18 protein-coding genes are annotated in these 18,770 nt (G+C 32.7%); 4 read left to right on the forward strand and 14 right to left on the reverse strand.

Features of this window, described 5'->3' with window-relative positions; genetic code table 11:
• Nucleotides 1-3: 3 nt before the first annotated feature.
• On the reverse strand, nt 4-1,518 hold the full coding sequence (locus tag ACKTS5_RS10605; protein ID WP_408043842.1) for a PhoX family protein: 1,515 nt from the start codon (nt 1,516-1,518) through the stop codon (nt 4-6).
• Nucleotides 1,519-3,262: 1,744 nt separating this feature from the next.
• Here ACKTS5_RS10605 and ACKTS5_RS10610 point away from each other — a divergent pair.
• From ACKTS5_RS10610 to ACKTS5_RS10620, 3 genes are all read left to right on the forward strand, one after another.
• Nucleotides 3,263-3,472 (forward strand): hypothetical protein, encoded by a 210-nt coding sequence (locus tag ACKTS5_RS10610; protein WP_408043843.1) that lies wholly within the window; start codon nt 3,263-3,265, stop codon nt 3,470-3,472.
• A gap of 67 nt (nt 3,473-3,539) precedes the next feature.
• Nucleotides 3,540-5,528, forward strand: a complete 1,989-nt coding sequence (locus ACKTS5_RS10615) for a tetratricopeptide repeat-containing sensor histidine kinase (RefSeq protein WP_408043844.1) — start codon at nt 3,540-3,542, stop codon at nt 5,526-5,528.
• Nucleotides 5,518-6,201 carry a response regulator gene (locus ACKTS5_RS10620; RefSeq protein WP_408043845.1) on the forward strand — a complete coding sequence of 228 codons (684 nt, stop codon included), beginning with the start codon at nt 5,518-5,520 and terminating at the stop codon, nt 6,199-6,201. Before ACKTS5_RS10615 ends, ACKTS5_RS10620 begins: the two co-directional genes overlap by 11 nt.
• A 76-nt stretch (nt 6,202-6,277) precedes the next feature.
• Here ACKTS5_RS10620 and ACKTS5_RS10625 read toward each other — a convergent pair whose 3' ends face one another.
• The 5 genes from ACKTS5_RS10625 to ACKTS5_RS10645 form a co-directional block, all read right to left on the reverse strand.
• Nucleotides 6,278-6,751, reverse strand: a complete 474-nt coding sequence (locus ACKTS5_RS10625; RefSeq protein WP_408043846.1) for an outer membrane beta-barrel protein — start codon at nt 6,749-6,751, stop codon at nt 6,278-6,280.
• Nucleotides 6,752-7,072: 321 nt separating this feature from the next.
• Nucleotides 7,073-7,600: a porin family protein gene (locus tag ACKTS5_RS10630; RefSeq protein WP_408043847.1), complete on the reverse strand. Its 528-nt coding sequence runs from the start codon at nt 7,598-7,600 to the stop codon at nt 7,073-7,075.
• 358 nt (nt 7,601-7,958) lie between these two features.
• Nucleotides 7,959-8,486, reverse strand: a complete 528-nt coding sequence (locus tag ACKTS5_RS10635) for a porin family protein (protein WP_408043848.1) — start codon at nt 8,484-8,486, stop codon at nt 7,959-7,961.
• A gap of 269 nt (nt 8,487-8,755) precedes the next feature.
• Nucleotides 8,756-9,250 (reverse strand): hypothetical protein, encoded by a 495-nt coding sequence (locus ACKTS5_RS10640; RefSeq protein ID WP_408043849.1) that lies wholly within the window; start codon nt 9,248-9,250, stop codon nt 8,756-8,758.
• Between the two features lie 274 nt (nt 9,251-9,524).
• Complete coding sequence (locus ACKTS5_RS10645; RefSeq protein ID WP_408043850.1) at nt 9,525-10,055, reverse strand: DUF3575 domain-containing protein; 531 nt, start codon at nt 10,053-10,055, stop codon at nt 9,525-9,527.
• 344 nt (nt 10,056-10,399) lie between these two features.
• Between ACKTS5_RS10645 and ACKTS5_RS10650 the strand changes: the two genes are divergently transcribed.
• Complete coding sequence (locus ACKTS5_RS10650) at nt 10,400-10,738, forward strand: hypothetical protein (protein WP_408043851.1); 339 nt, start codon at nt 10,400-10,402, stop codon at nt 10,736-10,738.
• A gap of 196 nt (nt 10,739-10,934) precedes the next feature.
• On the opposite strand, the gene ACKTS5_RS10655 is transcribed toward ACKTS5_RS10650, so the two are convergent.
• The 8 genes from ACKTS5_RS10655 to ACKTS5_RS10690 form a co-directional block, all read right to left on the reverse strand.
• The gene (locus ACKTS5_RS10655) at nt 10,935-11,183 is read right to left on the reverse strand and encodes a hypothetical protein (protein ID WP_408043852.1); all 249 of its coding nucleotides are present in this window, start codon (nt 11,181-11,183) and stop codon (nt 10,935-10,937) included.
• Between the two features lie 1,579 nt (nt 11,184-12,762).
• On the reverse strand, nt 12,763-14,034 hold the full coding sequence (locus ACKTS5_RS10660) for a hypothetical protein (protein WP_408043853.1): 1,272 nt from the start codon (nt 14,032-14,034) through the stop codon (nt 12,763-12,765).
• A 458-nt stretch (nt 14,035-14,492) separates the two neighbouring features.
• Entirely contained in the window at nt 14,493-14,930 is a 438-nt protein-coding gene (locus ACKTS5_RS10665) for a hypothetical protein (protein ID WP_408043854.1), read from the reverse strand.
• 335 nt (nt 14,931-15,265) lie between these two features.
• Complete coding sequence (locus ACKTS5_RS10670; protein WP_408043855.1) at nt 15,266-16,057, reverse strand: hypothetical protein; 792 nt, start codon at nt 16,055-16,057, stop codon at nt 15,266-15,268.
• A gap of 651 nt (nt 16,058-16,708) precedes the next feature.
• Complete coding sequence (locus ACKTS5_RS10675) at nt 16,709-16,981, reverse strand: hypothetical protein (protein WP_408043856.1); 273 nt, start codon at nt 16,979-16,981, stop codon at nt 16,709-16,711.
• Nucleotides 16,978-17,178, reverse strand: coding sequence for a hypothetical protein (locus ACKTS5_RS10680; RefSeq protein ID WP_408043857.1), 201 nt, complete (start codon nt 17,176-17,178; stop codon nt 16,978-16,980). Before ACKTS5_RS10680 ends, ACKTS5_RS10675 begins: the two co-directional genes overlap by 4 nt.
• Before the next feature lie 233 nt (nt 17,179-17,411).
• On the reverse strand, nt 17,412-17,603 hold the full coding sequence (locus tag ACKTS5_RS10685; RefSeq protein WP_408043858.1) for a hypothetical protein: 192 nt from the start codon (nt 17,601-17,603) through the stop codon (nt 17,412-17,414).
• Nucleotides 17,604-17,758: 155 nt separating this feature from the next.
• The gene (locus tag ACKTS5_RS10690; RefSeq protein WP_408043859.1) at nt 17,759-18,637 is read right to left on the reverse strand and encodes a hypothetical protein; all 879 of its coding nucleotides are present in this window, start codon (nt 18,635-18,637) and stop codon (nt 17,759-17,761) included.
• Nucleotides 18,638-18,770: the final 133 nt, after the last annotated feature.

Consider the following 18,770-nt stretch of genomic DNA (forward strand, 5'->3'; position numbering starts at 1 on the left):
TCATTAACGCTCTAAACCGGTAACGATGTGTAATACAGAACCTTCTTTTCTCGACATGTTTGAATTTGCCTTAGGATCGGTAAATGACGTTCCATCTGCTGGTTCCCAACCGTGATTTTGCGTGATTACCATAAAAGTATTCTTTCCGTTATTAACGATATCGGTAACATCAATCATACCAGTAATTTCCCAGGCCTTATCGGTTTTACCATAGCCCTTAGCTGCAGCGTTGGTCTGATCACACTCTAACACCATTTTTAAAGTTCCCGTAGTCAGATTGTACTGATACAAACGCGCGAAGTGATTTTTTTCAGCTACGTCAAAGTATCCATTAGGATCTTCTTGGATATAGGCATAGTTTTCAGTCACTAAGATATTATCAGGACTGTGAAAATTCTTTGCCTTTCCCGTTAGCTTATCCGCATCTAATACACAGGTAATTTTTGCTGCTTTGGTAGGGTCTGTATCATTCAACACTACTTTATAGATACGTCCGTAATACGTTCCTTTATCCTTTAATCCATCTTTTCTTCTCCCCGTAACACAGAAGTAAATTTCGCGGTTGTTCTTTGCGCTTCCTCTTCTCCAATCAATGTCTTCCAAGCGTGAAAAGCCCATAACTCCTTTGGTCTTACACTCGGCATCTAAGGCGTTGATTTCACGTTCTTTCAACTCTACGAATTCTGCATCATACGCAGTTCCTTCGTTCATATCGGCTTCGTAATTCACTCCTGCCGTCGTAACTTTTAAACCGTATAATTTTCCGTTTTTAAGGTCACCAGTAGCCCCAACATACATTCCTAACTGTCCTGAAGGGATATTATTATCACTGTGGTCATCACCGATGAATACTACTGTTTTTCCTGGATAAGCAGCTTTTCCAATTGCCACGGCATTTTCTGTAGACCACTGACCTAAAGCGGTCAACATTTCAGCGGTTCCTGCTGCCGATGCATTTTTAGTAGGATCTGTAGCGAACACCCCTTTAGAGGCTCCCCCCCATTCACCACCTGATAAATACAAAGGTCCAAATCCGTGTTCTTGAGGCGTAATCATAGAACCTGAACACTGAGCAGTATTGGCAGTAGCCGATGCATTTAAGATATACTCTCCTTGGGTAGGACGTAAATTCTTATTGAGCTTTATACGTGCAATGGCGTAATCAGCTTCAATATTATTAATTAAAGTATAGCTACCATCTGCTTCGGCAAGTAAGCCAGCACCATCTGCCATAGATCCATACACGAAATCCGGGCTATTTGGAATCTGATCTTCAGACGACAAGATTGGGGTAATTTTCAAATGAGAGAACTCACCGGCTACTTTCAAAAAATTAGGGGTTTTAGAAGCGGTTAAATACACAGAAGCATCCGAACCGTTCTGTCCGTTAGTTCCATTAGCACCGTCTTTTCCATCTTTTCCATTAATTCCATCTGCACCATCCTGACATGATACAAATCCAGCAAAAGCGGTCATTAAGGATACTACCGCCAATTTGCTTGCGTTAACTTTTTTCATTGTTTTCTATTTGTTTAGTTTTTGAACACCACAAAACAACGCTAGCTAAATTATCAAACTCTTAAAACAATATTAAATTCCCTTCAGCAAAAGGTTAAGAAGATTATCAAATTATAAACAAAAAAAGACTTTTGTTAGCATACTGCAAACACAAAGCTGCACTAAGTCATTACATATCAGTGATAACAAAAAAGCAATACTGCAGCGCAAGGATAATACAAACTTAACAACAGGGCTATAAAAAGAAAAAAACGTCACTGCAATGACGTTTTAAACCCTTTCATATTCTATAAATATGACCGCTGTAAAGAATCGAAACTAATACCTTGGTAGTTTATGGAACTACAACCAAAATAAACAATGAGAACATTCGACTCTTTACAAAACTTTTTCATATAATTTTCCCCGACGACTCCTAGTATTAATTTTGTACCCTTGTCTATTTATTTCATTAAGTATTTCTGAACTTCGAACACTACAAAGATATAAGGGCTCATTTTAAAAGTGGTAAGTCAGTGGCTTACTTTTAGTAAGTCACTGACTTACTTTTTTAAAGCCTACTTGATTATTAAGCACTTAGGAAACGAAAATTTTGAAAATGTGAAAAAAACTTTATCTTCGCGGTCGAAAAAATTGTATGTATATGAAAAACATAATTATGAATCCATCACACTTTTGGCTCAATTTTTGCATTGTATTCAACTACATACAGACGTATATTCATTTTATTTATGAAAATTGTTAAAACACAATAAATTATAAAAACAAGTTGCGTCCTCAATAAAGGGACGCTTTTTTTTTGAAACAACTTATGATAAACAAAATATAACATAACTCAGATTGCGCTGTAATGCTAAATCACTTCACCACCTGATTTTCAAACAGGTACCTTAACTGGACACTTCCGGTCAGTTCCCCTATTCTCTAAAAACAAGCTAACTAATTGATTAACAGTAAATTAAATCATTTTTTCCTTGTGGATATTAAAATAATACTGCATCTTTGTGCCTGTAAATAAACAAGTACAAACATTTATACTATATATATGAACACTAAGGAACTTTCACACTTAACAGATCGCAGGGCTGCTATGAATGCGTACTGTATAGCGATTTTTCCGAAACAACTTTACGAGATGTATTAATTGTATACCTGATACTCCTATTAAATAGGATTAGAATACAAGAGGCGTCTCCCCTAAGGAGGCGCCTCTTGTTATTTAAACATATTAAGGCATATTCGTGAATTTGATACACATATAAAACCATAAATGTTAAAATGACTTAAAAATTTGCATATATCGTAAAAAAAAGCTATATTTAACATAAGAAAGAAAAACACTATGAATCATTTAAAATTGCACATACTAATCGAAAAAGAACGTTTACTCATTCATTGGGGACGCTTACTAAAATTATATACTTCATAACCGAGGAACTAACTAATTTAGTCATATAATCAACTAGCGTTCTTATCAAAATTGCAAACGCTTCTATTTACTGGAAATGTAGAATACACCTGAAGTCTGTTGTACTCAATAGGCCTTAGCAGTATTAAGTCTTCACGCCTTTGACCTAACGTCAAACACATTCTACAAACCCTCAAATTCTTGAGGTGTATGAATATGCTCAAAATCGAAGGATTTCAGCATACTCCGTCGAATACATTTCGATGTTCATTCTAGCTGCATATGCGGCCTGGGATACCTGTATCAACTATTTAAAAGAAAACTAAAATTGAAATTATGAAAACTTTAAAAACTATTATTGCTATGATCGCCTTGTTTACACTAACTACTGCTTGTACGGATATGAGTGAAGACCTTACCCTACAAGATAAAATAAAGAATGAACTCCCTGCAACACCACCTCCTGCAGACGATACTACCACACCTCCAACTCCTGGGTTTATGACCGGAGAGGATGGTAGCACAGACAATGGAGGAAAAGGATAATTTTCGAACTAAAAAGCCTTTGAAAACCAAAGGCTTTTTTTAGTAGATTTGTGAAAATTACATGACATTGAAATTCAAACTTTATATTCTTTTTTCTTTTATATCTTTTAATATTCATGCTTTCCAAAAAGACAGCATCGATATCTGGATAAACCAAAGTAAAACCAAAAACTTAACTAAAACCTACAAAAAAAATCAGTTAACTAAGGCGTACCTGTATATCAGAAGCAATAAATTACTAAAACCCTTAAAACTCAGCACGATTGCCTATCAATTTTATAAATTAAAAGATACTTCGAGTTTTTTTGAAGTTAATTCTGCGGCCATGGAGTTGGCGACTAAAACCAACCAAGCTTATGCCATAGGCGATAGTCATTGGAATTTAGCTACTTACTATATTGAAGGAGAAATTTATGACCAGGCTTACTACCATTTTAATAAAGCTTTACCCTTTTTTCTGAACAATAACTTTAAAAAGGAAGCATCAAAGATATTGATAGGTATGGCTAATATTAGAGGTAAGTACAAAGATTATATAGGAAGTGAAAATTTGGTTGTAAAATCCATGGAATTAAGTAAAGAGACCCACAATATTCCTAATATTATTAGTTGTTATAATTTTATAGGGCTCTTACAATATGATTTAAAAGAATATGATGAAGCTTTCAATTACTACCAGAAAGCATTAAATCATTATAAAGAGCTCAATACGAAAGATCAGGCTAAATTAAATTTTTCCATCTTCAATAATTTGGGAATGTGTTTAACAAAACTAAAAAAATACGATGAAGCCATTGCTTTCTTCAACAAAGAATTGAAAAAAGATATTCATATTTTGGATTTTGCTCGCATTTTAGACAATAGAGCTTTATGTAAATTAAAAATGGGAGATACTCTTGGGATAAGAAAACAACTTTTCAAGGCTCTTAAAATTCGTGATAGTCTAAAAAGTACAGCAGGAATAATTATCTCCAAAATTGGATTGTCTAACTACTTCAAAACTATTCATCAATACGATAAAGCCCTACAATACGCAAGAGAAGCTAATAAATTGGCAAAAAAAATCAAAAATGGAGATAATTATCTAACTTCTTTAAAACAACTCGCCGCTTTAGATCATAAAAATTCTCAAAAACACTTAGGACGTTATATTGAGTTTAATGATAGCCTGATGAAAGTTGAACGCCGTATGCGTAATAAGTTTGCTCGAATACAATTTGAAACTAACGAGTACATCGAAGAAACCGAGCGCTTATCGGAACAGCGCATTTGGATTTTAATTAGTAGCATTGGTGGCTTGCTAATTTTAAGTCTGCTCTATTTTGTGCGTGTACAACGCGTACAAAACGAAAAACTTAGCATCGAAGCAGAGCATCAAAAAGCCAATGAGGAAGTGTATGTACTCACTCTACAACAACAGGCAAAACTAGAAGAAGAACGCATTAAGGAACGCAATAGAATCTCAGAAGAACTCCACGACGGTATCCTCGGGAAATTGTTCGGTACGCGCTTTGGGCTCGGCTTTCTGCCCCTACAAGGTACCGACGAAACACTAGAAAAACACCAAAGCCTACTCAACGAACTGCAAGACATTGAAAAGGAAATCCGCGATGTATCGCATAAGTTAAGCGACAACTTTAACAGTACGGATATAAATTTTACCAGTATTATCAAACAACTCTTAGAAGATAAAAGTATTATTGGTAACTTTACACACAGCATTGAATTTGACCCTGAAATTGCTTGGAAGGACGTAAATGAGGTTACCAAGGCCAATATTTACCGAATTATACAGGAAGCCCTACAAAATATTATCAAACACGCGAAAGCTAAGCATGTTTCGTTAAAATTTGGCTTGTCAGGCAACTCGCTAAGTATTAGCATCCAAGATGACGGTGTAGGATTCAATGTGAAAAAAGGCAAAAAAGGGATAGGAATAAAAAACATTAACTCACGTTTAGAAAAACTAAAAGGAAAAATTACAATTAAATCAGAATTAGGTGTAGGGACTACCCTACTCATAAACACCCCCCACATCACTATAGATGGAAAATAACAAACTAACCGCTTTAATTATTGATGACCATCCGTTGATCTCTGAGGCTTATAAGAGTGCCTTTCAATATGTGCAAAGTACCGATGCATCGTATGTATTTGACATACATGTAAAGCACAATTGCGACGATGCCCACGCTATTATTCAAGAGTTTGCAACGGAAAAGAAAAACATTGATGTCATCTTTTTAGACATGCGATTGCCCGCATCTAAGGATGGTAAAATACTCTCAGGAGAAGATTTAGGACTTCGTATTAATGAATTGCTCCCGGAAAGTAAAATCATCGTATCCACTACCTTTAACGACAATTACCGCGTTCACAGCATCCTGCGAAGTTTAAATCCGGAAGGGTTTTTGGTCAAAAATGACATCACACCGCAAGAATTGGTGACGGCGATAAAAGAAGTACTAGAGGCTCCGCCCTACTACAGTAAAACGGTCATGAAAATGGTCCGCAACGAAATTTCAAACGAATTTATTTTGGACGACATCGATCGTAAAATTCTCTACGAGCTCTCCATAGGTAACCGTATGAAAAAACTACCCGATGTGATTCCCTTATCCTTTGCTGGGATACAAAAGCGCAAGCGTCATTTGGCTAAGATATTTGAAGTAGATAGTAATGATGACCGAGAATTGATACTCGTTGCGAGAGAAAAAGGATTTCTATAAAAAACAAAACAACAACAATAAAAAAAGGAGCTATAGTTTAACTATAGCTCCTTTTTTATTCTAAGTCTTTTATAGCTTATAAAGAGAAAGAATACGTTCCTCCAATACCTACAGTAGAAGCAGAACCACCATCAAGAACAACGCTTGAATAGTTTGCTTGAACAGTAATAGCGTTAGTTACTTTGTAACCAACCATTGGACGGTAGTAAAATCCTGACGTTTGACCGTCTTGGAAAACTCCAATTCCGTATCCTAAATCAGCTCCTAAAACTACTTTGTCAGTAACACTGTAACGAGCAGCAGCAGCTAAAGGTAAATACCCTAAGTCTGGTCCTTCTCCGTTAAAGTGTAAGTAAGATACAGATGGTCCTACTTTGAATCCTTCAGCTACGTTGAATAAGTAGTTAGCTTCGATTGATCCAGTTACATCGTGAGTGTTTGATAAATCACCTACTGGTAAACCGATAGTACCTCCTACGTTTAATTCACCTTCTTGTGCATTAGCGGCTAATCCGAAAGCCATCATTGCAACAACTAAGAATTTTTTCATAATTTTTTAAATTAGATGTTTTGAAGGGACAAATGTAGTACTAAATTGAAGAATTATTTCTTGATTTTTGTTAAAAAAAACGAAGATTTTGAAAATGAATTTAACATTAAATTAACATTAAAAATATAGGGTTTTCCCCTGCTATTACTGACTCTAAAGCCGTTTTACCGGTAACTTATTAAGTATAAGTTTTTAAGATTTAATTCACTTTCTACAATATTAAATTTAGGCCATATTTTTGTAAAATAGTCTTTTATTTTTAGGACAAAAAAAGCACCCAAAAAGATTTGGATGCTTGGTACTTCAGAAATTTTTTGAGGTTTAGAATCTAAAACCAATCCCTACATTGAGGTAATCAAACTTTGAGGACGCAATAGGATTGTCTATTCGGTTCGATAATCCTAGGGAATAACGTGCTGTTGCAAATACCTTATCCGAAAAATCGTAGCCCAATCCGGCCGCAACACCAAAACCGAACTTATTTAATCCATTCGACTCATCTAAGACATAGTCTAAGGTTGGACCTGCATGTATTGAAAATTGATCTGCTACATAATACTTAGCCAGAATGGGTAAGTTTAAAGTGTTCGTAGAGTTTCCATCCTTATAGGCCGTACTGTACAATAATTCCGGTTGAATATGGAACTTTTCACTCACTTCAAAATCAGCAAAAACTCCTGCGTAGAACCCAGTTGCACTATTACTAGCACTCGCCGTATTGCCTAAAACATTCACAGAGTTTCTGATAACCATAGTGTTTAATCCTGCAGTCAAACCAAATGATGTTTCTTGAGCTTGTACTTGTGAAAGACCTAATGCGATAGCCGCCATTACCAATAGTTTTTTCATAATTAAATTTTTATACTTTTTAGTTATTATTTATTCGTTCTTGGTAAGGCAAGTTTGATGCCAAAAACCTCATCTTTCCTCCATTTTCAAAACAACCGCAACACAATAATCATACAACACATTGACAGATAGCATTTTATACACCATGGGTTTTTGTAAGGTTTTTACTACTTATGTGTACTCATTGTAGTATACATAGATACGCGCGGTTTTGCAATCACTTTATATAATAGGAAACCCAAGAAGCTTAAGATGCTTTCTTCTAACGAAAAAAGAGTTGCCGTTTACCTTCTATATGATCAACAAAAAACACCTGAGTATCCTCAGGTGTTTCATATAAAATATACAATGTATGAACTTAGAAACGGAATCCAAATCCAACATTTAAATAGTCAAATTTAGAAGTCGCGATATCCGAATCAACTCTGTTAGACAATCCAAAAGAATAACGTGCATTTACAAATACTTTCTCAGAGATATCATAGCCCAAACCGGCAGCCAAACCAACGCCAAACTTGTTAACAAGTGGTGAAGCATCATCTACGACTAAATCTAACATCGGACCTGCTTGTACAGAAAAGTTGTCTTTCACATAATACTTCGCCATAATAGGCATTGCAATAGTATTCGCTGATGTTCCATTATCATATGAGGATGTAAACAACAGTTCTGGTTGAACGTGAAATTTATCGCTAACAGTAAAGTCAGCAAAAAATCCAGCATAATACCCCGTCCCTGTGGTAGATCTGTTTACTGATGGAGTAGTATCAGTAGATAGCTTCACCGTTAACAAGTTTAAACCTCCCGTTACACCAAACGAAGTTTCCTGAGCATTAACCGATGATAATCCTAAAGCTATGGCAGCTACAACTAGTAATTTTTTCATAATTAAATTTTATACTTTTTAGTTATTATTTATTCGGCGTTTAAGAGACAAGAATGGTGCCAAAATTGAAATCAAAATCGCCAATACTCAAAACAAAAAACCTAAAACACTCATAAAAAACTACTTACACACCAAAAAAAAACCACAATATGGATCATTAGTAAGTATGAATTTCAATAATTGCTTAAACAAACCTCAGTACATACTCATCAAAACAACAAAAGGAGCACTGTAGTGCTCCTTTTTATACTATTGAGTGGTTTGGTACTTTAGAAATACAACGCAAATCCAATCAATCCTTGGAATGCTCCTTTTTGACCTTCTTCCAAACCAAAATTATATCGTAAAGTAGGCTTCAAACTTACATGCTCACTTAAAAACACGGCGTATCCTCCTTGTAAACCGATAAAGTCCGTACTTCCGCCATCAAATGAATTCCCGGTATAATCAATACCTACAGGGATTTTACTTAAAATATAGTATTCCAACCCTATTTTATAACTGATTACATCTCTACCAACATCGCTATAACCAAAACCTGTTTTAATAGCCAAATCGTTTGCAGCGAAATACCCACAATCCAAGCCCATAGACCAAACTGTATTTCCATCAATACTCGTCAACGAGAAACCGGTATTTCCTGTAGAAAAAGCCCCCGTATTTGCCTCAATCACTAAATTTCCTAAGGCTGTTTGTCCGTCATTCTTTTGTGCATTTACTGACAAGCCTAAAGCCATCATCATTACTACTACTAATTTTTTCATAATTCCTTCTAATAATTTTTATTTTGCGGCGGCAAAAGTACACTTATTTACATTTTATCATAGCGTATTTTTAGATAAAAAAAACACAGCAAACAGACCATTGATTTCCAAACTCTAACAATCAACTAAAACTAATCACAACTTAACTCAAGCTCCTATTTTGATGCAAATTCTCTATTCACTCCCCTAAAAAAATGCCTGTATTGTCCGGACTCCAACAAAAAAGAGACTGCTTAAAAAACAGTCTCCTCTTAATCGTATTTCTTTCGTTTACCTACCAAGCGTATCCTATAGACACTCCTAAACGAGGTAAAAACCCTTGAATGTTAACTGAAGTGCTTTCCGTAGCAGATACAGACATATACTGAGCTCCGAAGTTTAAATCTAACGCAAATCCAGAGTCTCCACCTCCAAATACCCATTGGTATCCAGCTAAGGCACCTCCAGAAAACGTTGAAAATCCGATGTCAGCTCCAGCAGAGTTATTAGCAGAAGAAACAGCATAGCTCACAAATGGAGCTGCATACCAACCTCTTGGCGCCATATTTTCTGACGAGAAATAAAATTTATACTTCCCTTCTCCCCCAATAGCTCTAGAACTTACTACCTCACTTCCAGAAGTTACTTTAGCCGATGCAAAAGACAAACCGATTTCGAAAGCTTGATTGTCGGCTACCACTCTTTCATAAGAGAAATCTCCAACACCAATTGCCAAACCTAACGGATTAGCTTTAATCACATTTTTTTGTGCATTTACCGATGATACCCCGAAAGCTACTGCTGCGATAAGTAATAATTTTTTCATAATTCAATATCTATTTAGTTATAATTTATTTGACATGATCGTAAACAAGGATGATGCCAAAACGCCACCCTTAAATACACCACTCACAAAAAAAACAATATAAAAAACTGCAAAACAACAATTTAAAATCACAAAAAAATTAAAAACTCCTTTAATCCCTAGTGATTAGAACAGCGAATCCAAGAGTTGGTTCAAATTTAATGGTTGTTTTAGTCTTAAATTTTTAACGTTTTTCGCCATCCAATAGAAATGAAATTAGATCTTAGGCTTAGAACCCTCAAAACAATAAACCTTAAAATCAAGCTGGATTGAACCAGTATTGAGCCTAAGAGCGCCATCGAAAAGTGGTATTGATATATACTTTTAAGTTTAACTATAGTCGAACCAAAATTATACCCCACGCAAACATCTATTGGCAGAAAACAGGTGAAAGACTTCCTTTACTTGAGGATAATGAAGGGCAAACGTTATTTGAGCAAGAAAAAACCACAGACACAATCAAAATAGAAAACCTAGAAGTAAACGTCGATGAATTTGTTTTGGCCACAGCTCAAAACATGAATTTATTAAAGAAAACGCCTGTATGCTGCAACACTTTCGTAATAGAGGCGATCAAATTGATTAAAGAAGCGGAAAAAGGAGATGGAACTATTGACGTTTCCAAACTTGCAGGTATCAGTTAGATCGAGTGTGGCTAACCTTTTTATTGAATAAGCCTCCAGAAATTGTTATTTTTTTGAAAAAACATAACCCTTTTACTACAAAAAAAAGACCCACGTAATCGTATAATTAGTTTAACTTTTGTTTTCTTACATCTTGGACATAAAAAAACACCTTAATTAAGGTGTCTTGTGGTAAGTTTATAATATTTTACTTTATCTAATTTTCAAATAAATCGCAATACTCATCTATAACTTCATCCTCAACACCCCAATTTTTACCTTTCGTCTCAAATAAGACGATTAAACCTAACAATTCTAAAGCACTATATGCTAAAAATATAAGACCATCTTTTTTAGCCACTAAAGAATTATCTCTCCTTTCAACGTTATACCCTTTATCTATAATTAACTTATAAGCTGGAGGCTCAGTATTCCCTGCTGATGAAAGAGTTATTAATTCAGTCATTTTGATAAATATTTAATCCAAAAATATTAAAATATATTTCTAGAAATATTATTTTCTCACCACAATTTTATCAAAGAACTTTTCCGTTTTTAAGGTAACGAAGAACCTACAGGTTAAATATTAATTGCTCCTACTTGGCAGGGCTTACTTCTAGTACTTCGCTAAATGGTATCCCATATACCTCACAGTTTACTTCCTCACCACCTTTCGGTTTTTGAATTTTTAAAGGATCAATACAGATGTCTTTAACAATTGTCGTAACTTTTTAAAAAAAATGATTACCATCTTCCCACTGATCAAGATAAATTATTGTGAATTGACATACTTTCATATATATAGATTTTATGTTGTTTTAATTTTTATATTTTTGTTTAAAATAATTGTTATGATCCCATTCATTGCTGGTCTTATTTTTGTTGCTGTTTACTATATAATTGAATACCTGGCTTATTATCTTTATTTTTCTAAAAAACCAAAAAGAAAACTTTGGCACTCAAAAAATCAAGGGGTGTTTTCTCTATTGTTTCTTTTATCACTTCATTATTTATATACCTTAATTAAATGGGTATTAAGTTTTTTTTAACTACTGTTTTATTAATTCATAGGGATTTACTTTCTTATTAAATTCTGATCACTTATAGGTATACCTTTTCCAAAGAATAAAAAGCTAAATTCAATACTATATAGATTCTTATTTCAGTTTCCATATGTCTCTTACAAAAATCAAATCTTCGATCATTATGGATCATATGTGTATAGAATATGTGATCGCCCCAACCACATAGGTCACAAAAAATCATTTCTTTAATTTTATCTAACTTTAGGTAATCATTAACAATAAAAACAAACTTATATTAGATAATAATTCAATATATGCATGTACCTTAAAAGGAAGTAACGAGACAATTCTTGTTAGAATTATTTTAAAAAAAGTCAGAGTTTTCTTCTAAAAAAAATAGCAGCTTTGCTGGATTTGATTTTTTTGTTAAAAAATTAGAGCAAACAGGAGCCCCATTAAAAGATGATATTTTTTGCTTTAAATCTGAACTTAACTCGTGGTGTTAACTTACTATTATTTTGTTTTTATTAATTTTGATGTATGCGTATATTAAAACTATGGTATTGGCGATTATTGTTAAGTCTTGTTGTAGGTCAAGTTGTCGTTCAACTATTTGAAGGATTTAATGACTATATTTTTTTTGGAACAATCACAATATGTTTTATCATTCTTTCCGCTATGGCTAAAAAGCTTTAACTACACTTTTACCTTATTCTGTTTTTACTAATTTTGTTTTATGAAAAGAATACAATTCATTGGTTTTACTTGGTTTGGTATTATGATTTTACACCCTTTTGTGTATTTGTTTTTGTCAAAACTAACAGGTGCTTTTCCTCTATCTCTTGTATTAACTTCAATATCTCTATTTATCGTTTTTGTTATCATTCTTTCCTTTGGTTCAAAGTATATGAAGAATGATTAACCTACAATTAGTTTAATACTTGCTTACTTAATTCTAGGAAATAAAAAAACACCTTAAAAAAGGTGTTTTTTGGTTAATATTTTAAAAACTAAAGTTATTTAAAGCCTGCAACTTCCATTAATAATATCCTGTCTAGTCGGATTATATCCATTATTAATACAAGTAAAATTTGTTGATGTTGAAAGTTGTAAAAAATTTCTTATTCCACAAAGAGATTTCAAGAACCTATTATTCGAAACTTGAAAATTCCATCCCGAGATTTCTGTTAAATTCTCCAACCCATCTAAACTTTCCAATACTTCGTTGGAAGAAATATAAAAATTATCTTCAACCTTGGATAAACTCTCTAAACCGGATATATTATTGAGTAATTTATTACCTGAAATTTCCATATAACCTCTTACTTCTGCTAAATTATTTAGACCGTCTAAACTCTCTAGTGAATCATTATTATATATAAATAAAGAACCATTAAGTTTTGTTACTTTTTCTAAACCAACTAAGTTTTTGAGTGAAGGATTATAACCAATACTAATACCACTTATTGAATTCAGACTTCCTAAACTCGATATATTTCTCAGTGATTGGTTTGAATTAATACTTAAATCTTCTACAACTGATTCCAAATTGTCTAACCCCGATAAAGACTCAATAGAATTATTTAAAGAAATAAAAAATCTCCTACCTACATATTTTAAATTTGATAGACCACTTAAACTCACCAATGAATTATTTTGAGAAATATCAAAACTTTTCACTATTTCGCTTAAATTAGTCAAACCGTCTAAATTCAGTAATTTTTGGTTTTTATATATAGATACCATACCACCTACACCTTTCAAAGTAGATAACTCATCAATATTTACAAGTGACGTTTCAGAGATATAAAGATCTCCCATAATAATTTCAAATTTCCCTTGTTCGAACCACTGTAATTTCTGAATATCCGAATCTGATTGTATTTTAAAATCACCTGTGTATATTTTATTTTGTTCTAGAAAAAGACTTAAATCATCTTTTATCTTGGCTAATTGAGCTTCGAGATCCCCTATATCTACATTTGTATTTACCATAGCCTGTTCAAGGCTATCAATTCTATCTCTAAATTCATTTAATTCTTGAGTATGTGTTGTAACCAGATTACCAAGGCTTTGCAAAGATTGCTCTAGTTTATTCACTTTGTCTATCAATTCCTTTAATTCAGCAACATCTGTTTCCAATAATTGAATCCTTTCTTCTAAAGCGGAAACTGTACTTTCCAAAGAAGAAATTTTGTTTTGCAACTCTTCAATTTCATTTGAATTACAAGAATTAAATAATGTCATAGAGATAATACCCAAGACGAATAGTCTTATAGCACGAATTTTCATATTAATTTTATTTTTTTAATTATAACGCCCCAAAAAAGAATTTTGAAATAGTATTCATAGCATATTCATAAGGCAATTTTCGAAGCGCGAAACTAATAAAAAAATATTTATCACAATTATGTCAAAGAACATTTTTCCGTTTTTAACAGTATCGGAGAACCTACACTTAAAATGACATCTTTCGATATCGTTAAACAAAATCTTTGACAATAAAAAAGAGCTTCTATTAAAAGCTCTTGTAGTAAATATTATTGAACGTCTATTGTATGGTGTGTTTGCATCCCGAAGGGTGTATATGTATTATACAAATTGTTATCTTCTTTTTTTCTGTTCTTCGAACCATTTGAGTTGTGATTTAATCCGTTCGATTATCCCTCACTTTAGCAATTCCGAGTGGATTCGGACGAAATCGAATCCGCCGTAATTGCGATTATTCATTGTTGTACGTTCGTATTTTTTCATTCCAATGTCATTTGCAATATCAATTGCATTCGTCCACTTTTTCCGTCACTATTACGTTCCCAGTAATAAAAATCATAGCGTTTACTTTTGTTTTTTTGTCCGAATTCAATTAAATCCGAAAGTCCGAAAGATAACTTACCCCAATACTTGTCAGATTCAGTAATTCTCAATTTCCGTTTTCTTTCGTCACGAACAAATAGAATGTATTTGCAATTCAAACATCGTGTATCTTTTCCATAACGAATTGAAATTGTGTCGATTTTTTTGATTTCTGATTTGTTTATTTTGATATTTAAGTCTTTAGAAACAGAATTAAATTTCGCTATTATTTTGTCATTAATATAAACGTGCCAATAGTCCAAAGTATCTAATTCATTACTGAATCCTTTGAAAGATAAAGTCAGAAATAGTATGATAATTATTTTTCTCTGCATCGTTTTTCTCTTAAGAGGTGCAACGGTTTTGTATGTAAAAAGTATCAGAATAAAGAGCTCTACTTTTCAGTATAGAAACAAAGATAGCAGAAAACCATAAACTTTACAGTTTAAACTTAACTACTATTTTATATACCGTGTTGTGCAACGTTACTTTCTATTCTGATAAAATACAACAACTCCGATGAGAAGTATTGCAACAGATGAAATGATAAATGATTTTATCACTTTAAAATTTCTAAAATCAAATAATTCTTGATTTTCTCCATATAGCAATAGCCAATGCATTAAAAAAATCAGAATTATTGTTATAATTATTAAAACAATCCTTTTCATTAGAATACAGCTGAAGCAAATGCACTACCTACGGCAACTCCTATAAATGATGCCCCTATCAAAGCAAAACCAACAGGTCCAAATAAAACACCCCAACTACCATATGCAGCGATACCAATCATACCTGCAGATATAGCTTTTGCATCTGTTTCTGCTACATTTCTCATTGTTCTCATAGATCTGTTTTTACCTCTCTTTTCCATAATTTTATATCCAATACCACTTCCGCCTTTTTCTGTAGACCACCAATAATAAGCTGATTCCTTTAATGTTTCTGCATAAAGTTTCAAAGGAGTCTTAAAAAAATCTATTGAATCGTTGTCAATTTCAGATATTATTAAATCTAAATTATCTTTTAATTCTTGATGATTACTTGATGAATTTAGAGTTGATGTTATACTTCGAACATATTCTTTTTCAAACTCATTTTCTAGTAAATCTTCTAGATTTGCGTTTCTTACATTATCAAAAAACTCACAATATGCTATAATTTCATTAGATTCAGCAAACCCCGCTATTAATTGTAGTTTCATTTCTTCAAATTGCTCATCACCAGTTTTTTTAAACTTAAAACCATACATCTTACTGTATATTTTCCCCAGATGAACGTTATGGTCTAAAGCCATATTTTTAATCTCAGAATTTGAAAGCTCCATTTTACGCCAAAGTTCTTTACTTTGACCAACTTCTTCATGCGTATTATCAGAATTACACGAAAGTAATGTGCTAATAATTATAGTTAGACTTAAAGTAATTATATTAACTTTTATCAATGATTTTTTAATATTCATAATTATCAATTTTGTCGATTATTTTTTTATGACTGTTAAATTTATTTATTGAATTTTAGACATTTAAATCAGCTTACTCTATTTTTAAAGTGAATTTTCTACTTTCACATACTTTACATAATTGGATGATCAGTCCTTTTATACCGCTTTGCTTTTAAATGTTGTACAACTTGTTTACAAACGCATAAAATAGGTCGTTATACTCACAAATTAGGGAAATAAATATTTACAACAATAATGTCAAAGAACGTTTACCTGTTTTCATGTAACGGAGAACCTACTGTTAGTTTAATACTTGCTTACTTAAATTTTGGACATAAAAAAAACACCTTAACTAAGGTGTTTGTAGAAAATATTATTGAACGTCTCTTGTATGGTGTGTTTGCATCCCGAAGGGTGTATATGCATTATACAAATTGTTATCTTCTATTTTTCTGTTCTTCAAACCATTTGAGTTGTGATTTAATCCGTTCGATTATCACACTATCTTGGTTATTATATATGTCTCTATTTGATAATTTTCCTTTTCAGGGTGTTTTTCATTTACAAATTGATTTATCCCTAAATTGAAAATAGTTTGTCCAAATCTTTGGTTATAAAGATTCGCCAAATAATTAGAAATTAAATCAAGAATCTCTTGATCTTCCTTTTTTAGTTTGACTTATTCCATTCATTTTCAAATTCAGCTTTCTCAATTTCAAACTCCTTGAATTCATCAAAATCTAGGGCTTGATCACCTAGACCTCCATAATCATCAAAAGTCTTTTCGGAATGATATTTTAATCGGTTACCATTCTCGTAAAGTTCAATTTGTTTAATTGGATATCCATCTGTACCTACTTCAAAGTACCAAGTTGATTTTCCCCAAAAGTCAAATTCATCTCCTCTAGTTTCATCCCAATTTCTCTTGAAGTATCTGCTCATATTAAGTATTTTAAAAATTCTACTCCTCCGATTTTATTTCCTTTTAGTACGTCAATAACAATCGTTCCGTTCTTTTTATCTTCAAGAGTTATGTTTTCTTGAAATTGCCATTCAGAATTAGGCTCATTAGGGGTATCTCCATTTACGAAATAAATGTAAGCTTTACTTTCTGATTTAGCCTTTAAACACTTTGACAAAGCTGTAATTATCTCCGTTTTGTCAGGAATCTGTTCTTTTGCTATATCAACAATCCATTGAGGATTCTATGTTTCCCATTTCTTATTCATAATGTAAGATAACGTTTTGTGTATTGTTATTTGCGCTTTTTTGTTTGTAAAGTTAAATAAAAGTGGTGAACTTTTGGTTTTCCGAGATTTGTCCGAAGGAAAAATCCGCAAGCAATTAATTATACAGGTATTAGCTAGGTGTTTTATTTAATTTCGTATACTTTCCAATCTTCTCCATAATCTTTGTAAACCAAAACAGTGAATTTTTTATAAGCCTTATCTCCTTTAACTACAAGGTTAATATTGGCATTCCTTGTCTTTCCTTTCGAGTCAGTTTTAACTGAAATCCCTCCCGTTGGAATAAGTCCGAATTCATTAATGTTTCCGAGACTCAACTTTAGATCTTCATTATTTTTGATGAATTCTTATTAGTTACGGCTTAATATCTGTTAATTTTTGGATTATCCCTCACTTTAGCAATTCCGAGTGGATTCGGACGTAGTCGAATCCGCCGTAATTGCCATTATACATTGTTGCCCACAGTATTTTTTCAAAGTTCAATTCCGTATTTTCTAAAAGTCGTATTGAACCAACCTTTGTGGTCTTTCCAGACTTCATTTGTTCTTAATTTATTTATTGCAATCTTTTTAAATTCCTCGTTCTTGCTTTCCAATAGTGTTTCTATAAATGAGTGCAAATAGAAAACTTCATTTTCGGTTTGAAATTTGGCTTTAGGAAAGTCATTTCTTAAATAGTTTTCTAATTTTTCTGAGTATTCTGATTTATAGTATTTTTCTAAATACTCAAAAGCATATGAATTGTTTTTGTTAAAAGCTAATTCCTCAATTCTTGGCAAATAATTATCCTTATGTTTTCTATTTTCAAAGGTTCTGCTATAAAGCAACCAATAAACTTCTTTGTCAGAATAGATAATTATACTATCTAACTTTTCCATTACAACGTCAGTTGCAAGAATTTTTTTAATTGCTAAATCTTGCTCGTAATTATTTCCTTTAATTTTTGAGGAAGCCTCAATTCTTATTTTGTTCCAGTATTCGTGATAAATTACTGAAGAAACAGGGTCCATTTCAATTATACAGCCCTCAAAGGTTTCAACCAGTTCATTATTTTGTAATTCGGATGATAGTAACTCTGGAACGTTTCCTTTGCCAGATTGAATGAGTTCAATTGAAGCGTAAGTCCGAATTGTTGGATTTTTGTGTTTTGACAATTCAGTCAGTTCTTTGTCGGATAGTTTTTTCTTTAATTCTTGAAATCTTGTGTATTGCGGACTTACCCTACAGCCATTTCCAACACAATCAGATTCCACTCTGTTTACTTTAATAATTGAATCAATCAGTTGTTCTTTTGTTTGTGAAAAACAAAGACTAATTATTAAACTAAATATTATCGTGAGCAGTTTTTTCATATTGTGGGTAACGGTTAGTATATGAAACGTAGGCGATTTCGAAACACAAATTTTCGGATAAGCATAAACCTTGATACGAGCTAAAACTCTTCAATTTATTACTATTCCGCCTATTTTTTATATACATTGTTGT

The organism is Tenacibaculum litopenaei (genome assembly GCF_964514025.1).
Taxonomy (GTDB): Bacteria; Bacteroidota; Bacteroidia; order Flavobacteriales; family Flavobacteriaceae; genus Polaribacter; species Polaribacter litopenaei.

Bases quoted from the DNA above. Each gene is read 5' to 3' on its own strand.
- ACKTS5_RS10620 (WP_408043845.1), top strand. From the start codon at position 5,518: ATGGAAAATAACAAACTAACCGCTTTAATTATTGATGACCATCCGTTG.
- ACKTS5_RS10645 (WP_408043850.1), bottom strand. From the start codon at position 10,055: ATGAAAAAATTATTACTTATCGCAGCAGTAGCTTTCGGGGTATCATCG.
- ACKTS5_RS10635 (WP_408043848.1), bottom strand. From the start codon at position 8,486: ATGAAAAAATTACTAGTTGTAGCTGCCATAGCTTTAGGATTATCATCG.
- ACKTS5_RS10665 (WP_408043854.1), bottom strand. From the start codon at position 14,930: ATGCAGAGAAAAATAATTATCATACTATTTCTGACTTTATCTTTCAAA.
- ACKTS5_RS10660 (WP_408043853.1), bottom strand. From the start codon at position 14,034: ATGAAAATTCGTGCTATAAGACTATTCGTCTTGGGTATTATCTCTATG.
- ACKTS5_RS10630 (WP_408043847.1), bottom strand. From the start codon at position 7,600: ATGAAAAAACTATTGGTAATGGCGGCTATCGCATTAGGTCTTTCACAA.
- ACKTS5_RS10655 (WP_408043852.1), bottom strand. From the start codon at position 11,183: ATGACTGAATTAATAACTCTTTCATCAGCAGGGAATACTGAGCCTCCA.
- ACKTS5_RS10605 (WP_408043842.1), bottom strand. From the start codon at position 1,518: ATGAAAAAAGTTAACGCAAGCAAATTGGCGGTAGTATCCTTAATGACC.
- ACKTS5_RS10690 (WP_408043859.1), bottom strand. From the start codon at position 18,637: ATGAAAAAACTGCTCACGATAATATTTAGTTTAATAATTAGTCTTTGT.
- ACKTS5_RS10625 (WP_408043846.1), bottom strand. From the start codon at position 6,751: ATGAAAAAATTCTTAGTTGTTGCAATGATGGCTTTCGGATTAGCCGCT.
- ACKTS5_RS10610 (WP_408043843.1), top strand. From the start codon at position 3,263: ATGAAAACTTTAAAAACTATTATTGCTATGATCGCCTTGTTTACACTA.
- ACKTS5_RS10640 (WP_408043849.1), bottom strand. From the start codon at position 9,250: ATGAAAAAATTAGTAGTAGTAATGATGATGGCTTTAGGCTTGTCAGTA.
- ACKTS5_RS10675 (WP_408043856.1), bottom strand. From the start codon at position 16,981: ATGAGCAGATACTTCAAGAGAAATTGGGATGAAACTAGAGGAGATGAA.
- ACKTS5_RS10670 (WP_408043855.1), bottom strand. From the start codon at position 16,057: ATGAATATTAAAAAATCATTGATAAAAGTTAATATAATTACTTTAAGT.